Here is a 19,095-nt window from a genome sequence, read left to right on the forward strand (position 1 = left end):
TCGCGCAGAGCATGCCAGATCGTGCCGACAATCTCTGGACTCGGCAACCGCCGAGCGTGTTGGCAGGAGGCTGCGCCGACTGTTGGTTGCTTAAGACGATGGACTCGCCGACCCGTCTGGACGAAGCAAGTTGGTGGTGACTAGCTCGCCTTGAACTGTTCGTACCGCCATTCGAGGGCGTCGGTGCTCGGGCGCTCGATCTTGCGGCGGGGCAGGGTGATCGAGGTCTGGTGCATTTGTTGGAGGCCGTACTTCAGCATCGGGCCGTCTGTCTCGCCCAGGAGATCCTGGTTGATCTGGACAACCCCGTCAGGGCGGATGCCGAGGAGATTCTGGTCGTAAGCAGCGTGGTGGATCTTGCAGAGGCTTAGGCCGTTACTCACGACGGGGAGACCGGATTCATGTGCGTCGGGTCGGATGTGGGCGGCGTCGAGGAGCACGCCGTGCTTCAACCGGCAGACTGTGCATTGTGTGTGGTAGGCACGGATTACCGAGGCTCGGAAGACTGGCTGGTGGAGACGGCGCAGGGTGGTCTGTTCGGCATAGCGTTTGAGGGGTTCGGACAAGGTCTCGGGGTGTTCGATGAATCGCAGCGACTCGTCCAGGGCGATCAGAATCTGCCGAGCATCGTCGTCGTAGCGGACGGCGAAGACGGGAAAGACCGGTACGAAGATGCCGGGCTTTAGCTTGAGGAGCAGGATCAGGGGGAGGCCGAGCTCGACTGCTCGGCGGAGCTTGGTATTGCTGCCGCCGATGGAACCGGTTTTGTAGTCGTATCGGAAGTAGCCACCCTCGACCTGGCCATCGTCGTACGGACCGGTTGGTGAGCTGAGGATCGACAGGGTTGCGTTGAGGTCGCTAGGGTTCCAGATGCCGGCTGACTGATCGATGATCCGCCGCCGCTGACCGTTGATCTCAAGGTCAGTCAGTTGATCCCGAGTGACGACTCCGCCCGACTGATCTCGGAGATACGCCAGGCGCTTCATGATCTGGTCACGAAGAGCAAAGTCCGCATCGAGATCCAAAGCCATCTGCTGCCTTCCGTCGACGTGGCCAATTGGCTCAGTGACTGCCTCACACCATCGGGCTGGCCGGCCAGCTAGCGGGTGAAGGCTCGGCAAATTCTATGCGTGACGAGGGTGCTGGCTGAGGAACGACCTGGAGATCAAGCCTGCTTGTTGCTATGACTTGACCAGTGTGTTGCTGACCAGTTCGTGGAGGGCATCGCGGGTTTCGGGGTCGGGGGAGTAGAGGGTGGTGCCGATCATGCCTCGGGTTAGGAGGACTTTGTAGGTGTTGCGGACCAGGCGGTCGAAGGTGGGGTTGTCGGTGGTTTTGCGGTTGCGGAAGGCGGGGTCTTTGTTGGCGTCGCGGGTTGTGGTGAAGCGGCCGTTGCGCCAAACCAGGTCGGGGCCAAGGATCACGCCGCTCCAGTCGTATTCGAAGCCTTGGGCTGTGTAGACGCAGCCGACCTGGTCGAAGCCGTTCGGGTCTGTGGCCCACAGGGCCGCGGGAGGGGCGTCGCCTACCTTGCGGTCGCCTTTGAGGTTCCAGGGGCGGGACCACGTTCCTAGCTGGACGTCTGGGACGAGGGTCTTGTCGGGGCGCGGGTCGCTCCACGGCCAGCAGTAGCCGGCGGTGATTCGGGCGCCGTAGCCTTCGGCGGCCTTGGCTATGAGGGTTGCCTCAAGCTCCTCAGGTGTGTCAGCGACTTGTACTTCGAAAGAGGGGTCGCCAGTCCATGGAGTCGGCTCACCTTCGATGAGGCCGAGCAAACGGAGTACCCATTGGATGTACTCCTCGCTGCCGCCGCAGCGGAATTGGCTGTCGAGGTCTATGCGGTGGACCGGGAGTCCAAGCGACGCGGCGTGCCGCTCGATATCGGCGACGGTTCCTAGTTCGCCTGGCTTGACGACCTGGTGTTCGTCGAGGAGGAAGACAGGGACTCGGGCAGCGGCGATGAGTTCGTCGACCTGGGGGCGGCCGGTGCGGAACTGGGCCTTTGTGTAGCGGTCCACCGAGGTTTCGCGGATGCGGTGGGCCTCGTCGAGGATCAGGACGTCGAGCTCGTTGGGTTCGGCGTCCATGAACTGGTTGAAGTACTTGAACATCCGCTGGACGCGTTCCGAGCGATGGCCGGCGACTTTCCGGAGAGTCTGGGTGAAGGAGCGGGAGCCGGTTGCATGTAGGACGCTGCGGCCGCGGCGTGAGAGATCGCCGAACAAGGAGAGCGCGATGACGCTCTTGCCGCTGCCGGGGCCGCCAGTGACGATGACGACCGACTTCTGGTCTGCCTTGCGGGCTCGCTCGACTTGGTGAACCACGAGCGAGTGCGCAAGCTTCTGCTCCGCGAGTAGTACGAACTGCTCACGGCGCTGAACTTCGTCGGCCGCGACCGCGAGGAGCTGCTTGGAGGGTGCAACGGCCGAATTGATCAGCTGGTCGGCGTACGGGCTGCCGGGCACGGCTGGATCGAGGCGTTCGAGCAAGAACTCGGTGAACTCGGCTCGTTGACCGCCGATGAAGAGTCGGCCGCGCTGATCCTGTGGGTACTCGTACAGATCGTGTACTGCGGACTCGGACATGGCGTTGTGGAGATAGGCGGCTCCGGCCAGCGCATCGTCTTGCCCGTCGAGGGACTTGGTGAAGTCGGCGAGATAGTCGCAGTACCCACGTACTTGCGCGACCGGGTGCAGGCGGGGTGCATTTGGGTAGCCGTCGATGAGGACGAGTTCGCGGTCGTCCTGCCAGGCTGCGGCGCGGCTCCATTGCTTCAGCTCGATGACGACGTACGACGCGTTGCCCGTCTTCGGGTGGCGACCGGCGAGGACGACATCTGCTCTCTTCGAGGTGAGCGGCAGGTGGTACTCGATGAGGACCTCGATGTTGTCCAGGTTCGCCTGGATGAGGTCCTTGGCCAGGATCGGAAGGCTGCGTTCCCAGGAGCGGAGTTCGGCCGGAGCGGCTCGGCGGCCGGTGTGGTATCGCATCTGCTCGGCGATTCTCACGGCCAAGGTTCCGTCCATAGTCAGCTCGGCGAAACCGACGACGGAGTGGCGAAACAGAGTCACGGGTGGGGTCCCCCAGGCAGCACGAACAGAGTCGTGCGGGTGGGGGCGTGTCCTGTGAACGCTGACGTTCGGCGGAAGCCCGTCGGGCCGCGCCACGACTCTATCCAGTGGCCGGCTCGAGTGGGATCCGTGGCATGCTCGCGGCGTGTCAGATTTGATCGAACTGCGAGACCGGATGAGGGCCTTCACCGACGAGCGTGATTGGGCCAAGTTCCACGATCCGAAGTCGCTGATCCTGGCCCTGGTCGGCGAGGTGGGTGAGCTTGCCGAGCTGTTTCAGTGGCTGCCTGGGGACGAGGCGGTCCAGCGAGCGGGTGTCGATCCGCTCCGACGGCGGGTGGGGGAGGAGATGGCGGACGTTCTTGCCTATCTCGTGCGGCTGGCGGATGTGCTGGACATCGATCTTGCTGAGGTCACGAAGAGGAAGCTGGAGAGTTCAGCTGTGCGGTTTCCGGCTGCCGATTTCCATGGAGAAGCTCCGGAGAAGGCTTGATGGGCGAGCGTCGTTGGCTAGCGCTCCGTAGGGAGGGACAGCTCGGTGCCGATTGAGTTTGAGGCCAAGGTGTTGGATGTCGAGCCGGAGAGCCTTGGGGCGGCCATCGTCGAGTTGGGTGGGCGGCGTGTGTGGGGGCTGCGTTGATGCGGCGGTTTGTCTATGACCTCGCGGCTGGTGACGGGTCGAAGTGGATTCGGCTGCGGGATGACGGCACGGCGGTGACGTTGGCGGTCAAGGAGATCGAGCACGACGGGATCGATGGGACGACTGAGACCGAGGTCGTTGTGGGGGACTTCGAGACGGCGAACGAGTTGCTTCGGCGGATGGGGTTCGAGGCGAAGTCGTACCAGGAGAATCGCCGGGAGGAGCTTTGAGTTGGCGGGTGCTCGGCTGGAGCTTGATCGATGGCCGCTGATTCCGCCGTACCTAGAGATCGAGGGGGAGTCGCGGCGGCATGTCATCGAGGTCGCCGGGATGCTGGGGGATTCCCGAGGGGCTGCTGACTGGGGAGAATACGGTCAAGGTCTATGCGCGGTACGGGATTGACCTTGGGGCGATCTCGGACCTTCGCTTCCCTTAGAGCTGTTGCCGGGCGCCCGTCTGATCGCGGCGTCGTGAGATCGGGGACTTGGAACGCCCACCTCAGTCCGATCCCCGCAGTACGGATCGGACTGAGGCGCTCGAGGCGGCGTCAGGAGGCTGGTTGGAGCGTCCTGAAGAAGGTGCGGAGGTCATCCGTCAAAAGGGCTGGGGCTTCCATGGCTGCGAAGTGGCCGCCTTCCTTGTGGTCGGACCAGAACGGGATCTGGTGGGTGGGGTCCATCATGCGGCGGAGAACCGGATCAGTGTTGAAGACTGACCAGCCTGCTGGGACTGAGGAGGGGGCGAGCCAGCTGAGGCCGGAGTGGGCTGCTTCGTGGAGGAAGCGGGCTGCGGTGGCACCTGTGCGGGTGAACCAGTAGAGGGTGATGTTGGTCAGGAGCTGGTCGCGGGGGACTGCCTGGTCTGGGGTGGTGGCGGCGGGGTTGGTCCAGGTTTGGAACTTTTCGGTGATCCAGGCGAGCTGGCCGACGGGGGAGTCGGTGAGGGCTGCCGCGATGGTTTCGGGGCGGTGGGATTGGAGTTCCAGGTAGCCGCGTTCGGCCTTCCAGGACTCGCGCTCGAGATTGACGACCGCGAGTTCGTCGTCGGTGAGGTGGTCGGGGATGGGGAATTGGTCGCCGGCTAGGCCTAGGGAGCCGCGGTCGCTGTTGACCAGGGTGCCGATGACTGAGTCGGGGTGGGTGGCGGCGAGGCGGCCCGGTGATGCCGGCTCCGACGTCGCCGCCGTGTGCGCCGTACCGGGTATAGCCGAGGCGGCCCATCAAGAGAGCGAAGGCTTCCGTCGTACGGGCGACTTCCCAGCCGTCCGAGGAGACTGGGGTTGAGAAGCCGAAGCCGGGGATTGAGGGGATGACCAGGTGGAAGGCGTCGGCTGCTGAGCCGCCGTGGGCTACGGGGTTGGTGAGGGGGTCGATCAGCTCGAGGAACTCGACGAAGGATCCGGGGTAGCCGTGAGTCATCAACAGAGGCGTCGCGGAAGGTTCGGGGGAGAGAATGTGGAGGAAGTGGATCGTCTGGCCGTCGATCTCAGTCAGGAAGTGCGGATACGAGTTGAGCCGGGCCTCCTGGGCACGCCAGTCGAAGTCGTTGCCCCAGTAGGTCGCGAGTTCCTTCAGGTAGGTCAGCGGTACGCCCCGGCTGAAGTCGATCGCTTCGGTAGGAGCTGCTGAGGGCCAGCGGGTGTTGGCCAGGCGGGAACGAAGGTCGTCCAGGTCGGCCTGCGGGATCTCGATGCGGAAGGGGCGAATCGCTGAAGTGTTCATGCCTCGGACACTAGAAGCCATTGCGGAAGACTTTCTTCCGCGATTGCTGAGAAGATCTGAGAATGCTGGAGACCTCCGCACGACTCCTGAGAGTCCTCTCACTGCTCCAGAAGCAGCGCGACTGGACCGGGCCTGAGCTCGCCGAGCGACTGGGGATTTCGACCAGGACCCTCAGAACCGATATCGAGCGGCTGCGGTCGCTGGGGTATCCGGTGCACGCTCAGCCTGGCGTCGCGGGCGGATACCGGCTGGGCGCGGGAGCCGCATTGCCGCCGCTGTTGCTGGATGACGATGAAGCGGTCGCTGTTGCGGTTGGGCTCCGTACTGCGGCCGGTGGGAGCGTGGCCGGCATCGAGGAAGCGTCGGTCGGGGCTCTGGTGAAGCTCGAGCAGGTGCTGCCGTCGCGATTGCGGCACCGGGTGAACGCGCTGCAGGCGGCCGTCGTCGCCGTACCGGGTTCCGGCCCGACCGTCGACGGTGAGGTGCTGACCGCGGTCGCGGGCGCGATTCGTGCTCGTGAACGACTGCGGTTCGACTACTCGAGCCGGGTTGGATCAGCAAGCGTCCGTACTACGGAACCGCATCGCCTGGTCACCTGGGGACGACGATGGTATTTGGTTGCCTGGGACAACGATCGGGAGGACTGGAGGACGTTCCGGGTGGATCGGATGGCACCTCGTACGCCGACGGGACCGCGCTTCGTCCCTCGGGAGTTGCCGTTCGAGGATGTGGCTGACTACGTGCGGACGAACGTGAGTACTGCGGTTTGGCGCTACTCCGCGCGGATCCGGGTGCACGCGTCGGCGGAGTACGTGATTGCCCGGATGCCGGTACCGATCACGCCCGAGCCGATCGACGACGACACCTGCGTCATCATGGTCGGCTCGGACACGCCACACCAGCTGGCGTTGTGGATCGGCATGCTGGACGTCGACTTCGAAGTACTGGACGCACCTGAACTGGCGGCCGAGTTTCGGAACCTCGGCGATCGATACCACCGTGCGGCACAACGATTCCGGCACAGCTGAACTACCGACGTCCGCAACCGGCCCGTCTGGTCGGCCAGAAACAGTCGGTGGCGTGTGTGAGGCTCGCGCTGTGGATTGGACACAGCAATGGGGTTCAGGATCGCGACTCTGGTGCACGGCTGGGGTCTGGCCGTCGCGACAGACCAACGCGCGACCGATGACTTTCCGCTACTTGCGGTGTCTAACTACTTGAGAGGGACGGTAGACAAAGATCCGACTTGTCAGGGAGCCCAATATGAATGCCCATGATCCTTTGACGCGCCACTGCGTTGACGTGGAGGAGACCGATGGCCGCTGAGGTGATGGATCTCAAGGCTCGCGCCGACAGGCTCCGCGAGCTGCACGGCGAAGAGATGCTCGTGCTGCCCAACGCGTGGGACGCGGCCAGCGCGACGATCGTGGCCGAGGCGGGGTTTCCTGTGGTCGCCACTGCCAGCGCGGCCATCTCGGCGATGCTCGGATATCCCGACAATGAGGGTGCGCCCTGGTCGGAGATGTTCGCCGCGGCCGGGCGGGTCGCCCGGGTGGTCTCGGTCCCCGTCACGGTGGATGCCGAGGCGGGGTACGGCATGGAGCCGCGTGAGCTGGTGGACCGGTTGCTGGAGATCGGCGCGGTCGGCTGCAACCTGGAGGACACCGACCATCGGGCGGGCGGCCTGGTCGAGGCCGGTGCGCACGCCCAATGGCTCGCGAGGGTCCGCTCCGCTGCAGCCGACGCCGAAGTACCGATCGTCATCAACGCTCGTGTCGACACCTTCCTGCCCAAAAGCGGAATACCTGAGTCGGACCGGCTCGCAGAAGCAGTACGACGGGGTCGTCTCTACCGGGATGCCGGCGCCGACTGTATCTACCCGATCGGCGTGCGCCACCAGGACGACATCGCCACCCTTGTCGCCGAACTACCCGGCCCGATCAACGGCAACACCGGCGATGATCTGAATCTGGCCAAGCTCCGCGAACTGGGGGTAGCGCGAGTGTCTTACGGTCCTCGCTTCTACCGCACAGCGATGGCCGACCTGAAAACCGCTGTCCAGGAGCTGCTGAGCTGACGAACCGGGCGGTCAGGTAGAAGCGCAGCTCGTCTCGTGTGCCGCAGGACAACCGGGGTCACACTAATCCGAAATGTCGGAGGCTGGCGTTAGCGTTCTTGGTCACGGTGACGGGAGGCTGAGCGTGACTGAGACCAGTGATGCGCCGGTTGAGGTGGTTGAGCGGCTTGGGAAGATTTGTGAGGGGTTTCCCGACGCGTATGAAGAGGATGCGTGGGTTGGGACGCGATGGCGGATTCGGAAGCGGACGTTCGCGCATGTGTTGACGATCGTGTCGGGGGTGCCTGCGGCGTACGCCGAAGCGGCCGGCGATGACGGGCCGGTGACTGTGATGACGTTTCGGGCGGCGGGGCCCGAGTTGGCCGCGCTGACGACGGTCGGGGCGCCCTTCTTCAAGGCGCAGTGGGGCAGCGATGTCGTTGGGATCGTGCTTGACGAGGAGGAGACCGACTGGGAGGAGGTGTCGGAATTGCTTGCCGAGAGCTACTGCATCATGGCGCCGAAGGGGTTGGCCCGACGGCTTCGCGAGAGCCTGGCTGAGGAAATGTGATCGCGCCGAAGGGCCTTGGTGGCTCAAGGTTTCGGCCAAGTGAGGTGAACGCCCGCGCGGAGAACGATCGAGTGTCGGCGCAGGCTCGTCGCGAGGCTGCGCTTCTGACGGCGGCATCCGTGCGGAGGCCGAGCGGATCCGCCCGGATGCCGAGGTCGACTCACTTCGTCGTCGTGCCGATGCTGCAGCGGCGTACACCGAACACCGAACGCTACTGCGGCTGCGTGAGCTCAAAACCCTGACGGCGCTTCCGGTCCGCGCCAAGACCGGCTCCGGCGCGATCGAGCCCTCGGCCTGAGGGTCCAACGCGGCGGTGCGCTTGTACGTCGGCTTCGACACGCACAGCACGCCCGAGCCGTCCGACGCGGGCTGAGCTGGGCGTGAGCAGAAGCGTGATCAGTTCGTCGCCAGCTCGCCAGCTCGCCATCTCGCCAGCTCGCGTCGAGGAACTGCGTGTCGGCTCGGTCGAGTCATTGAGCGCTTTGGTCATACGGTCGCAGGGGACCGTTGCCCTGGGCCCGGATTCTCGAGGCCACCAAGCAAATGGTCGCCTGATGAACGGCCACGGCACTGTCCGAGCTGAGGATCGACCCGCGCGGGCTCAGCGGTCTCGGGTTGGGGATCCGCGTGGATCATCACGGCTGGTTGGGCGCTGCTGGTCGCTGCCCGGAGGTGTCGCGGCTCTTGATGCTGGGGGGACGCCCTCCAATCCCTTCATCGCCTGGGCGAGTTCGGGAGGAAGCGGCCTGCGTACCGGGGACACTGGCCGGCTTGGATCCTTGGCCGGTCCGACGGCGGGCTCGAGGTTAGGGAGGCTGTCCAACTCTGCGAGGGGAGCACCCCTGGTCCGGCCCAGGCGGTTGGCGGCTACCTCGAAGGGACGGCCGTCTTTGCGAGGTTCGAACGCCATCACCTGGCGTACCGGCAGCTGGTCAGCCGTCGCGCCATCGAACTCGCGGTAGATCAATCGGTGCGACGGACCCATCGGTCTGCCGCGCCGATTGACCTCCTCGACCACAGGGAGCTTGAGCTCCGCGCAGTCGCGGAGGTCAGGGTGCCGGTCGGAGTAACCGAGTCGTTCGCCGTCGAAATCCGCTTCGCGGCCGTTTCTCAGGGCGGCCAAGCCGGTGCGAATCGCGGCGAATTGCTTCGCTTCCAGGCCGGACGGATCTCGCTGGGCCTTGGCGTGGAGGTCGCGGAGTTGGGCCTGGAGCTCCGGATGGGCAACGAGCTGGAACTTCGCCGTCATGGTTGCGGCGTCGTGCCAGTGTTCGGAGGTTGGTCATCGTCGTCCAGATCCCAGCCGAACTCCTCCGCCAGTTCGTCGACCGGCACGTACTCGTCTGGTTGGGCGGTTGCGATCCGCTGCCGTGCGACCTCGCGAGCGCGCTCCGTCTGGTCGGCCTCCTCAGCGAGGGCGTCAAGACGCTCCCACTGATCGAAGGAGATCACGACGCCTTCCGGCTTGCCGTCGTCGCCGAAGAACAGCGGCTCCGATTGGCCTTCGCGGAAGCGCCCCAGCATCCGGGGGAGATTGTGGGCAGCAGTTGCGGTGTCGATGACGAGCAGGCGTTCGCCGCTCGGACGGTCGTGCGGCGTCTCGGATGACATCCGGGCTCCTTCCAGGTAGGGCGTCCCCACCATATGGCAGCAAGGACGTCATTGGCGGGAGATTTCCCACAGCACGACGAGGCCGGGGCCCCGTCGCGGGTTGCGACGGGGCCCGGCCAGATCTCGTAGTACGTGGTGCGCGGCGGAGCGTAGTACGGGCTACTTGGTGCGGAGGCTTGCGAAGAAGGTTCGGAGGTCGGTAATTACGTCGCTGGGGCGTTCCAGGGAGGCGAAGTGGCCGCCCTTTTCGAAGTTGGTCCAGTGGGTGATGTTGGGGTTGTCCCGGGTGGCCAGGGGGCGGATGGTTTTGAAGTCGTCGGCGAAGACGGCTACGCCGGTGGGGGCGGTGTTGAGGGCGGGTTCGGTGCCGGCGTGGGCTTCTTCGTAGTGGTAGCGGCCGGCGGCGGCCGAGGTGTTGGTGAACCAGTAGAGGGTCACCTCGGTGAGGATCTGGTCGCGGCTGACCAGGCTGGTGCCGTTGCCGAAGTTGTTGAAGAGTTCGCTCCAGGCGAGCTGGCCCACGGGGGAGTCGGAGATACCGACGGCAACGGTTTGCGGGCGGGTCGAGTTGATCGCGTTGTAGCCGCCGACCGACTGGAACCACTCGAGGTGCTTGAGGGCGGCGTAGTCCTCCGGGGTGAAGTCGGCGAACTCGGCCGGGTCGCCGGACGGGAACGAGAAGAGCTGGAGGACGTGCAGGCCGAGGAAGCCGGGAGGGTTCAGCAGGCCGAGTTCGCGGGAGATCATGGCGCCGCCGTCGCTGCCGTGCGATCCGTACGACGAGTAGCCGAGTTGGCGCATCAGCTTGTCGAAAGTGCGGGCGACGCGGGCCATCGTCCAGCCGCGGTCGACGAGCGGAGTACTGAAGCCGAAGCCCGGGATGGAGGGGACCACGACAGAGAACGCGTCCTCAGCCTTGCCGCCGTAGGCGACCGGGTCGGTGAGCGGGCCGATCATGTCGAGGAAGTCGACGAACGAACCGGGGTAGGTGTGGATCAGCAGCAGCGGGGTCGCGTCTGCCTCGACGGACGGTACGTGGATGAAGTGCACGGTCTGGCCGTCGATGCCGGTCAGGTAGTGCGGGAACTCGTTCATCCGCGCCTCCTGCTCGCGCCAGTCGAACCCGTTCTGCCAGTGCTCGACCATCTCGCGGAGGTAGTGGTTCGGCGTACCGAGGTCCCAGTCGTCGCCGGGCGCGGCCTCGGGGAGGCGGGTCCGGGCGAGCCGGGAGAGCAGGTCGTCGAGGTCCGCCTGAGCCACGTCGATCTTGAAGGGGCGGATGTCTGCGGGGGAGCTGCCGTTGTTGTTCATGGCTTTACCGTAGAAGCCATATAGGAATGGTAGATTCCTATTCAAGGTACTGTTTCCGCATGCGTGAAACCTCGTCCAGATTGCTGTCCTTGCTGGCGCTGATGCAGTCGCGGCCGGCCTGGCCTGGGTCGGAGCTGGCGGAGCGGTTGGGGGTGAGTACGCGGACCATCCGCAACGACATCGATCGGCTTCGTGAGCTCGGGTATCCGGTCGACGCGACTCGCGGGGCCACCGGGTACTACCAACTTGGCGTGGGCGCGAAGCTTCCGCCGTTGCTGCTGGATGACGAGGAGGCGGTTGCTGTCGCGGTGGGGCTGCGGACGGGAGCCGGGGTCAGCGGGATGGCGGAGAGCAGTACTCGCGCGCTGGCGAAGCTCGAGCAGGTGTTGCCGCATCGCCTTCGCCGGCAGGTGAACGCGATTCACACGACGATGTCGAAGGGGCCGGACAACACGGGGTCCAATGTGGAGGATCCGGAGGTGGATCCGGCTGTGGTCAGTACGATCGCGGCTGCGATTCGCGACGAGCATTACCTGCGATTCGAGTACGTCGTACCGGAGAGCGCTCCCTCGTTTCCGATCCTGGTCGAGCCTTATCGGTTGGTGAGCTGGCAGCGGTACTGGTATCTCGTCGCGCGGGATGAGGCGAGTGAGTGGCACACCTACCGCGTCGACTGGATGGACCTGCGGATGGCGACCGGCCGTCGCTACAAGCCGCGGCCGATGCCAGGTGACGACTACACAGACTTCGTACTACGTGACGTCGCCTCCACCGGCTGGAAGGTGCACGCCCGGATCACCGTCTTCGCCTCGGCCGAGGAGGTGCTCTCCCGCATCCATGCGGCCGTCGGGATCGTGGAATCGGTCGACGACAGAAGCTGCATCCTCATCACCGGCGCCGAAAGCCTCGAAGTCGTTGCCGTCTACATCGGCATGCTCGGCCTCGACTTCCACGTCACGGAGCCGGCCGCGCTCGTGAAACACCTCAAGCTCATCGGAGAGCGCTATCTTCGCGCGATCGACAGCTCGCCTTCTGCGGAAGGAAACTAGGTGCCGCCGAGGCCGGCGTTGCGGGCTTGGATTATGGCCGTGGCGCGGTCGGCTACGGCTAGTTTGGCGAAGATGGTGGAGACGTTGTTGGCTACGGTTTTGGCGGCCAGGGAGAGGCGTTGGCCGATGGCGGCGTTGGAGAGGCCGGCGGCCAAGAGGTCGAGGATCTCGCGTTCTCGGGTGGTGAGGTCGGGGAACGGGGTGGCGGCGGGGGGTGCGGGTGTGGCGAAGAAGGAGAGGACTCGGCGGGCGACGCCGGGGCCGAAGATCGCCTCACCGGCGGCGACTGCCTGGATGGCTCGGGCGATGTCTTCTTGTTCGGCGCCTTTGACGAGGTAGCCGCGGGCGCCTGCGCGCATCGCGGCGAACACTGAGTCGTCGTCTTCGAACATGGTCAGGACCAGTACTGCGACCTCGGGGGCGGAGCGGGCTAGTTCGCGGGTTGCGGCGAAGCCGTCCAGGTCGGGCATTTGCAGGTCCAGTACTGCGACGTCGGGGCGGTTGGTGACGCACTCGCGGATCGCTTCGCGACCGGTGGAGGCGACGCCCACCACCTCGATGCCGGGGAGGGACGTGAGCAGGGCAGCTAGACCCGCGCGTACGACGGGATGGTCGTCCGCCAGCACCACCCGGATCATGACGTCACCGACGGGAGGGAGGCGAGAACCGCGTGTAGAACCGGGATCATGACGTCACCAACCGGAGGGAGGCGAGACGCGCGTGTAAGAACGGGATCATGACGTCACCAGCGGGAAGGAAGCGTGTACGCGGCCGCCTGATGGGGAGGGGCCGGCTTTGAAGGTGCCGCCTAGTTCTGCGGCGCGTTCGTGCATGGCTTGCAGGCCGACGCCTGGTTTCCAGGCTCCGTTCGGGGGGCCGTCGTCTGTTATCTCGATCTCCAGTTCCGTGCCACAACGTAGTGCCAGTACTGCGACTGTCGCACGAGAGTGGCGTACTACGTTGGTCAGCGCTTCCGTGGCGATTCGGTACGCCGCGACCTCCAGTGCGGCCGGCAGCGCAGGCAAGCCCTCGGCTGATACCGAGACCGAGACGGAAGCGCCGTCTGCGCGCCAGGAAAGCTGGTCGGCCCTTTGCTGTAAGGCCCCTACCAGGCCGAGTTCGTCGAGAGCTGGCGGTCGCAGGTCGTCGACAAGTCGGCGTACGTCGGCGATCGCGACGCGGGTGTCCGTACGCAAGGTGCTCAGCAACTCCGAGGCTCGTGAAGGGTCGACGGAGATCAGGTTCGCCGCCGCGTCGGCGGTGAACGCGACGCCGGTCAAGGTCGGTCCGAGGCCGTCGTGGAGGTCGCGGCGCAGCCGGCGTCGTTCCTCTTCGCGGGCCGCGACCAGCCTCTCGCGCGAAGTCTGGAGTTCGGTCGAGAGCCGAATCGCGTGGATGGCGACGGCGAGCGGTACTGCGACCAGCGCGAGCACATTCCGATCGGCCGGCGACAGCCCGGACTCGCCCGAACGGAGTCCAACCAGCAGCGAGCCGACCGCCGCGCCGCCGTACGACAGATCAACCGGTACTACGTCTCGCGCGACTCCGTCGGCGGCCAAGAGTTGCCCGTCGACCGCGATCCCGACGTACGGGAGTCTCAAAGCCGAGCGGATCGCGCCGACCACACCCGGCATCCCCCCAGCCGGGTTGGCCGCGAGTTGCTCGCCGACGCGGGATGCGACTCGCGCGGGGTCGCGGCGATCGCCGTACATGGCGCGGTCGACCAGGCGCTGCAAGCGGGGCAGTACGGGCGCGATCAACAGAGCCACGATCACGGTCACCGCGGCCGAACGCCCGAATCGTGAGGAAATGAACGAGTCCGTCAACGCCACCAGCGCGGCATAGGCGCCCACGGCAATGATTGACAGCAGTGCCCAGCTCAGCGCGCGCGAGACGACCAGGCGGATGTCCAGCAACTGGTGTCGCACGATCGCGACGGCGACGGCGATCGGGATCAGCGGAATCGCCAGCAGGACAAGGATCGGAGTGCCGGCGACCAATGCCCAGGGGGTCATGAAGGCGAGGACGATCACGGCCGCGAGTACCAGCCACAGGAGTTGGCGGCGGCGGGTTTCGTCCGAGCGGCGGTAGCGGATCACCAGGCTGGCGATCGCGAGGGCGTAGGCAAGCAGGCCGCGGATTTCGGTTGCCGTCCACAACGGTTGCAGCGAGTCGTAGGAGGAGAGCGTCAGATACCCGCGAGGTCCGTCCGCGAACATGGTTTCGGGGCCCGCGCCCATCTCGACCGCGAACAGTGGCGCGGTCACCACGATCGCGATCGCGGCGATGCGCCAGCGCGGGGAGACCAGTTTGCCGTCGGGGAACAGGAGTAGCGCCAGCGGCAGGAACAACGCGATAGACCAGGGCCAGGACCACTGCATCACCGTGGCGACCAGGCGCTGGAGGCCGAGCGGTGCCGATGCGTCATGCAGTACTGCGGACAGCGGCGCGCCTGCGGCTGTGGTTGCGTGACCGATGCCGTCGGCCACAAAGAGCCAGCCGATCGGGTTGTTCGGGCGGTGCCAGGCGATCGCCGCGCCGCACACCGCGAACGTCAGCCCCATCAGGCCGTTGGTGACGGTGAAGCTGTCGAGGGCGTCTGTGAAGGACCAGCCGGCCTTGCCGGAGAGCGCGATCCCGGCGATCACCTCGACCACCGCGAACGCCCCGAACCCCGCCGCCAACCACCGCCTCACCTCAACCCACCATCCCGCTGCCGGCGATCGCCCGTTCGCCGGGGACTCTCCCGCCGCGGCCTGATCCCGTGCAGTTGGCGCCGGGGACCCTCCCGCCGCGGGGCCAACGGCCTGGCGCCCAGGCGTCAGCCACCGCCTGGTGCGGTGGGGTGCCTGGGGCCCGTTTCCCGTCATGTCGATCAGTGTGCTCCCCGGAGACTCCCGGCGTCCCGGGAATGCGTTCCCTGATCGGGCGGGCAACCTCCCGTGGCGCGGTGAACCGCTGCCCGGGCGGTGGGCGGCCGCCGGCGCCACGGTGGTGCCATGCCCCGATCCGGGGCCTTTCAGGGGAGGTTCTGATGTCTCGTACGTTTCGTGCCGGGCTGGTCACTTTCGGGCTGCTCTCGGTGGCCGATCTGGCCGGGCCGCTGTTGACCGATGGTGAGCACCCGCCGATGTCGATCGCGCTGATCGGATCGGTTCTCGGGCTGATCAGCCTGGTGTTGGTGGTTATCGCGTGGCGAGGCGAGCGGCGTGCGGTAGTACCGCTGATCGTGCTGCGCGTTCTGTCCGCAGTGAGCGCTCTCCCGGCGTTCTTCGCGGGTGACGTTCCTGCCGCCGCGCTGGTCGCCGCCGGAGTCCTGATCGCGCTGACCGCCGCCGGAACCGTGCTGGTGCTCGTACCGGCCCGCGAGTTGGCAGGTGCGCGATGACAACGACAGTTCCCCGTACTGCGAACAGCGCCGACACGCGTGGATGGTCACGCTGGGCCGCAGCCCTGATCCTCCCGATCGGGCCGGCCGCCGTCGCCGTACTGCGGTATGTCCTGCCCTACGACACGGTGGACGACTCAGCCACGATGGTGAGCAAGGTGGTGGCCGCTCCCGGACGGATGTCGCTGGTGTTGTGGCTCGGCTTCATCGCGGTACTGACGCTCGTACCAGCGGCGTACTCCGTTGGCCGGGTCACCCGGCAGCGGGCGCCGCGGCTGACGATGGTGGCTCTGCTGCTGCTGATCCCGGGCTATCTGTCGCTGGGCTGGCTGACGGCCGAGGACCAGTTCCTGTGGTCGGGTGCCAAGGCGGGGATGGACGCGGGTGCGATCACCCGGCTCGCGGACGCCATGCATCCGTCGGCCGCGGTGGCGGGAGTGTTCTTCGTACTGGGCCACGTTCTGGGGACGATCCTGCTCGGTATCGCGCTGTGGCGGACGAGGGTGGTCGCTCGCTGGGCGGCGCTGGCGGTGATCGTGTCGCAGCCGATCCACTTCATCGCCGCGGTGATCATCGCGAATCACCCGCTCGATCTGTTCGGTTGGGGTCTGCAGGCAGTCGGGTTCGCCGCGGTGGGGTGGGCGATCCTCAAGCTGCCGAACGACAAGTGGGCCTGACAGCCCGAGCTGAACAACCACGGTCCGGCCAGGCTCGCGCAGGGGACGAGCGATGGCTGGGCCGTGGCCCGCGTCGCCAGATTCTGTCGGAGTGATCTGACAGGGTGGCCTGATGCGGCACGTATCTGATGATGAGCGTCGGGCTCGCCTGGCCGTTCGGCACGCCTTGGCGGTGGGAACTCAGGTGGACTCCCCGGAGGCTGCTACCCGGGCAATGACCGTGCTGCATGCGACCGAGCCGGCGACGGTCTACCTGTCCTGCTGGGCGCGCGTGGAGTCCCTGGAGATCGCCGACGTCGACCGGGCGCTGTACGGCGACCGCAGCCTGGTGAAGCAGTTGGCCATGCGCCGCACGCTCTTTGTGTTCCCGCGCGAGCTCCTGCCGGCGGTCTGGCCGAGCGCATCCGCCCGGGTGGCGCGCTTCGAGCGGGCTCGGATGGCCAAGGAGGTCGAGCAGTCCGGGCTCACCGACAACGGTGACGACTGGATCGAGCGGGCCGGCGCCGAGGTCCTCGCAGTACTGGCTGAAGCGCCCGATGGTCGAACTGCCGTGGAGGTGCGCGAGGCGATACCGATGATCAACGTGAAGGCCGTACGGACGGGCGGCGCGGTCTGGGCGGCGAACGCGGTACTCACCCATCTCGGTGCCAACGCCGACATCGTGCGTGCCGGCAACGCCGGTCACTGGCGCACCTCGCGATCGCGCCTGACCCTGATGTCGCACTGGCTCGGCGAGGTCCCGTCGCCGTGGGATGCGGCTGACGGGTACCGCGAGATCGTGCGCCGCTGGCTGTACACCTTCGGTCCAGGCACCGAGGAGGATCTTGTCTGGTGGCTGGGTTCGACGAAGACCGTGATACGAACTGCGCTGGCCGAGCTCGACGCCGTCGCGGTCTCGCTCGAGGACGGCGGTACTGGCTGGCTGCTGCCGGATGACCTTGATGAGCCTGCGGATCCCGGCTCGTGGGTCGCGTTGCTGCCGGTGCTCGATCCGACGGTGATGGGCTGGCAGGGGCGGGACTTCTACCTCGGCGCCCATCGCGAGCCGCTGTTCGACACCCGCGGCAACGCCGGTACGACGGCTTGGGTCGACGGTCGTGTGGTGGGGTGCTGGACGCAGGATGACGCCGGTGTCGTGACCGTGGGCTTGCTCGGGAAGGTCTCGGCCAGCGCGCGCCGCGCCCTCGACGCCGAGGCCTCCCGCCTCACCAAGTGGCTCGGTGGCCTCCGCATCGGCACCGTCTACTCGACACCAGCCATGAAATCCAACCGGCTCCAGGTCTAGGCCGTACTACGACCTGACGAGGTCGTGGCGGAGGAGGACCGTGCGGTTGTCGAAGGTGCGGGACTCGGCGAGCTCCAGCGACAGCCGCTCCTTGACCGGGTGGTAGACCGGCTTGCCGCCGCCGAGGAGTACCGGGTGGACGATCACGTGGTACTCCTCGAGCAGGCCGAGCTCGGTCAGCGTGGCGGCGACGGTGGCACTGCCGGTCAGCAGGATGTCCTTGCCGGGTCGCGACTTGATCTCGCGGAGTGCCTCGGCGTCGCGGATGATCTCGGTGTTCCAGTCGGCGCCTTGCAGGGTCGTCGACAGTACGAGCTTCGGCATCTCGCGCCAGATCGGGGCGAACGTGATCTCGTGCTCGTCGGCTCCGGTCGTGTCCGCGGTCGGCCAGAACGACGACATCATTTCCCAGACGGTCCGCCCGTACAGGAAGAGATCCACGCGCTCGGTGAGGCTCATCGAGTACTCGGACAGCTCCGGCCCGAGCACCGGCCAGTCGAATTCACCGTTCGGTCCTTCGATGAACCCGTCGAGCGACTGGTGAACGTAGTAGATGATCTTCCGCATGATCTGCTCCTGATCTCGCCGGCCCTGTTGGCCTGTCTCGCCCAAGAGTCGGAGCTCAGCGGGCGTCCTTGACATCCGTCACCGGGAGTTCCAAGGGGCGGCGGTGGAGGAGCGTGTGGTGAGGGTCGCCGGTAGGAGTTGCTCGGGAGTGATGTCGCCGGACTGCATCTGAGCGTGCAGGAGGGCCCACGCGCGGCGGCCGAGCTCCTCCTTCGGGAGCGTGACGGTGGTCAGCGGCGGCCCGAGGAACGCGGCGACCGGGATGTCGTCGAACCCGATCACCGACAGCTGGGACGGCACGTCGATCGACAGCTCCCGCAGCCGGGCGAGCGCGCCGATCGCGACGATGTCGCTGAACGCGATCACGCCGGTGACTTTTTCCGCGAGAAGCGCGGGCAGTCGCGCGAACCCGTCGTCGCTCGTCGAACCGGCCCGCGACCGAGACAACCTCCACCCCGTACTCCGCGGCTGCCGCGCGCAGGCCTTCACGGCGTAGGCCGTCCGACCAGGAGGTCGCGGGACCGCCCAGGTACCCGATCTTTCGATGGCCGAGGTCGTGCAGATGCGCGATCGCCTGGCGCATCCCGGCTGCCGAGTCGATGCCGACGGTGCCGAAGGGGAGTTTGCCGACCGAGCGGTTCGTACAGACGACTGGCACGCCGAGAGCGGAGATCTGCCCGAGATCGCTGACGGGCATGCGGGGGGAGCAGAGGATGATGCCGTCGCAGGTGCCGGCGAGTTGGGTGACGAGTCGCAGCTCCTGCTCGGGGTTCTCGCCGGAGTCGACCACCAGCAGGCGATGGTCGCCGGCGGAGACGTCCTCGGCGAGGCCTTTGAGGACGTGCGGGAAGAACGGGTTGGCGAGATCCGGTACGACGACGCCGATCGTGCTGGTGACGCCGCGGCGGAAGTCGCGGGCGACCACGTTCGGGCGGTAGCCGAGCTCGGCGGCGGCCTCGCGGACCCGGCCGGCCAGCAGTTGGTCGGAGATGGTCTGGCCGTTCAGAACGCGGGAAACGGTCGAGATCGACACCTGCGCACGCTGCGCGATGTCGACGATCGTCGTTCGCTTGCCGGGTCTGCTCACGATCCTCCGATCAGGTCCTGGGGCCGAGGCTACCCGGTCCGACGGTGGGGAAACTTCTTGC

At 66.4% G+C, this 19,095-nt stretch carries 19 protein-coding genes and 2 pseudogenes; 11 read left to right on the forward strand and 10 right to left on the reverse strand.

Going from position 1 to position 19,095, the window contains the following annotated elements; genetic code table 11:
* Nucleotides 1–140: 140 nt before the first annotated feature.
* The gene (locus tag F1D05_RS37680; RefSeq protein ID WP_185444980.1) at nucleotides 141–1,031 is read right to left on the reverse strand and encodes an HNH endonuclease; all 891 of its coding nucleotides are present in this window, start codon (nucleotides 1,029–1,031) and stop codon (nucleotides 141–143) included.
* Nucleotides 1,032–1,181: 150 nt separating this feature from the next.
* Entirely contained in the window at nucleotides 1,182–3,071 is a 1,890-nt protein-coding gene (locus F1D05_RS37685; RefSeq protein ID WP_206685991.1) for a DUF2075 domain-containing protein, read from the reverse strand.
* A gap of 145 nt (nucleotides 3,072–3,216) precedes the next feature.
* Between F1D05_RS37685 and F1D05_RS37690 the strand changes: the two genes are divergently transcribed.
* The 4 genes from F1D05_RS37690 to F1D05_RS42690 all read left to right on the forward strand — a co-directional run bounded on the left by F1D05_RS37690 (nucleotide 3,217) and on the right by F1D05_RS42690 (nucleotide 4,795).
* On the forward strand, nucleotides 3,217–3,564 hold the full coding sequence (locus F1D05_RS37690; RefSeq protein WP_246486299.1) for a nucleotide pyrophosphohydrolase: 348 nt from the start codon (nucleotides 3,217–3,219) through the stop codon (nucleotides 3,562–3,564).
* Nucleotides 3,565–3,710: 146 nt separating this feature from the next.
* Nucleotides 3,711–3,941, forward strand: a complete 231-nt coding sequence (locus tag F1D05_RS39320) for a hypothetical protein (RefSeq protein ID WP_206685992.1) — start codon at nucleotides 3,711–3,713, stop codon at nucleotides 3,939–3,941.
* A gap of 329 nt (nucleotides 3,942–4,270) precedes the next feature.
* Nucleotides 4,271–4,426 carry a hypothetical protein gene (locus F1D05_RS42685; protein WP_343066555.1) on the forward strand — a complete coding sequence of 52 codons (156 nt, stop codon included), beginning with the start codon at nucleotides 4,271–4,273 and terminating at the stop codon, nucleotides 4,424–4,426.
* A gap of 177 nt (nucleotides 4,427–4,603) precedes the next feature.
* Nucleotides 4,604–4,795, forward strand: coding sequence for a hypothetical protein (locus tag F1D05_RS42690; RefSeq protein ID WP_343066668.1), 192 nt, complete (start codon nucleotides 4,604–4,606; stop codon nucleotides 4,793–4,795).
* A 358-nt stretch (nucleotides 4,796–5,153) separates the two neighbouring features.
* On the opposite strand, the pseudogene F1D05_RS42695 reads toward F1D05_RS42690, so the two are convergent.
* Nucleotides 5,154–5,453: pseudogene (locus F1D05_RS42695) on the reverse strand (epoxide hydrolase N-terminal domain-containing protein); the annotation flags it as partial.
* Nucleotides 5,454–5,494: 41 nt separating this feature from the next.
* On the opposite strand from F1D05_RS42695, the gene F1D05_RS37705 reads away from it, so the two are divergent.
* The 3 genes from F1D05_RS37705 (at nucleotide 5,495) to F1D05_RS37715 (ending at nucleotide 8,059) form a co-directional block, all read left to right on the forward strand.
* Nucleotides 5,495–6,460 (forward strand): helix-turn-helix transcriptional regulator, encoded by a 966-nt coding sequence (locus F1D05_RS37705; protein WP_185444981.1) that lies wholly within the window; start codon nucleotides 5,495–5,497, stop codon nucleotides 6,458–6,460.
* A 287-nt stretch (nucleotides 6,461–6,747) separates the two neighbouring features.
* A complete protein-coding gene (locus F1D05_RS37710) occupies nucleotides 6,748–7,509 on the forward strand; it encodes an isocitrate lyase/PEP mutase family protein (RefSeq protein WP_185444982.1) in 762 nt (253 codons plus the stop codon).
* Between the two features lie 124 nt (nucleotides 7,510–7,633).
* Entirely contained in the window at nucleotides 7,634–8,059 is a 426-nt protein-coding gene (locus tag F1D05_RS37715) for an MmcQ/YjbR family DNA-binding protein (RefSeq protein WP_185444983.1), read from the forward strand.
* Between the two features lie 601 nt (nucleotides 8,060–8,660).
* On the opposite strand, the gene F1D05_RS37720 is transcribed toward F1D05_RS37715, so the two are convergent.
* The 3 genes from F1D05_RS37720 to F1D05_RS37730 all read right to left on the reverse strand — a co-directional run bounded on the left by F1D05_RS37720 (nucleotide 8,661) and on the right by F1D05_RS37730 (nucleotide 10,981).
* Nucleotides 8,661–9,308 (reverse strand): hypothetical protein, encoded by a 648-nt coding sequence (locus tag F1D05_RS37720; protein WP_185444984.1) that lies wholly within the window; start codon nucleotides 9,306–9,308, stop codon nucleotides 8,661–8,663.
* Nucleotides 9,305–9,670, reverse strand: a complete 366-nt coding sequence (locus F1D05_RS37725; RefSeq protein WP_185444985.1) for a hypothetical protein — start codon at nucleotides 9,668–9,670, stop codon at nucleotides 9,305–9,307. The genes F1D05_RS37720 and F1D05_RS37725 overlap by 4 nt, the downstream gene beginning before the upstream one ends.
* A 159-nt stretch (nucleotides 9,671–9,829) precedes the next feature.
* Complete coding sequence (locus F1D05_RS37730) at nucleotides 9,830–10,981, reverse strand: epoxide hydrolase family protein (RefSeq protein WP_185444986.1); 1,152 nt, start codon at nucleotides 10,979–10,981, stop codon at nucleotides 9,830–9,832.
* Nucleotides 10,982–11,040: 59 nt separating this feature from the next.
* On the opposite strand from F1D05_RS37730, the gene F1D05_RS37735 reads away from it, so the two are divergent.
* Nucleotides 11,041–12,030, forward strand: a complete 990-nt coding sequence (locus F1D05_RS37735) for a helix-turn-helix transcriptional regulator (RefSeq protein WP_185444987.1) — start codon at nucleotides 11,041–11,043, stop codon at nucleotides 12,028–12,030.
* Here F1D05_RS37735 and F1D05_RS37740 read toward each other — a convergent pair.
* Together F1D05_RS37740 and F1D05_RS37745 are read right to left on the reverse strand one after the other, a co-directional pair.
* Nucleotides 12,027–12,668 (reverse strand): response regulator transcription factor, encoded by a 642-nt coding sequence (locus F1D05_RS37740; RefSeq protein WP_185444988.1) that lies wholly within the window; start codon nucleotides 12,666–12,668, stop codon nucleotides 12,027–12,029. The genes F1D05_RS37735 and F1D05_RS37740 overlap by 4 nt on opposite strands.
* Nucleotides 12,669–12,764: 96 nt before the next feature.
* Nucleotides 12,765–14,726: a sensor histidine kinase gene (locus tag F1D05_RS37745; RefSeq protein ID WP_246486300.1), complete on the reverse strand. Its 1,962-nt coding sequence runs from the start codon at nucleotides 14,724–14,726 to the stop codon at nucleotides 12,765–12,767.
* Between the two features lie 338 nt (nucleotides 14,727–15,064).
* Here F1D05_RS37745 and F1D05_RS37750 point away from each other — a divergent pair, with 338 nt between their 5' ends.
* The 3 genes from F1D05_RS37750 (at nucleotide 15,065) to F1D05_RS37760 (ending at nucleotide 17,380) form a co-directional block, all read left to right on the forward strand.
* Entirely contained in the window at nucleotides 15,065–15,418 is a 354-nt protein-coding gene (locus tag F1D05_RS37750) for a hypothetical protein (protein ID WP_185444990.1), read from the forward strand.
* A complete protein-coding gene (locus F1D05_RS37755; protein ID WP_185444991.1) occupies nucleotides 15,415–16,095 on the forward strand; it encodes a hypothetical protein in 681 nt (226 codons plus the stop codon). Before F1D05_RS37750 ends, F1D05_RS37755 begins: the two co-directional genes overlap by 4 nt.
* 172 nt (nucleotides 16,096–16,267) lie before the next feature.
* Entirely contained in the window at nucleotides 16,268–17,380 is a 1,113-nt protein-coding gene (locus F1D05_RS37760; RefSeq protein WP_246486301.1) for a winged helix DNA-binding domain-containing protein, read from the forward strand.
* Between the two features lie 6 nt (nucleotides 17,381–17,386).
* Here F1D05_RS37760 and F1D05_RS37765 read toward each other — a convergent pair whose 3' ends face one another.
* Together F1D05_RS37765 and F1D05_RS37770 are read right to left on the reverse strand one after the other, a co-directional pair.
* Nucleotides 17,387–17,947, reverse strand: coding sequence for a dihydrofolate reductase family protein (locus tag F1D05_RS37765; protein WP_185444993.1), 561 nt, complete (start codon nucleotides 17,945–17,947; stop codon nucleotides 17,387–17,389).
* 78 nt (nucleotides 17,948–18,025) lie between these two features.
* Nucleotides 18,026–19,034, reverse strand: a pseudogene (locus F1D05_RS37770) (LacI family DNA-binding transcriptional regulator).
* Between the last annotated feature and the right edge of the window lie 61 nt (nucleotides 19,035–19,095).

This window comes from Kribbella qitaiheensis (genome assembly GCF_014217565.1).
GTDB lineage: Bacteria > Actinomycetota > Actinomycetes > Propionibacteriales > Kribbellaceae > Kribbella > Kribbella qitaiheensis_A.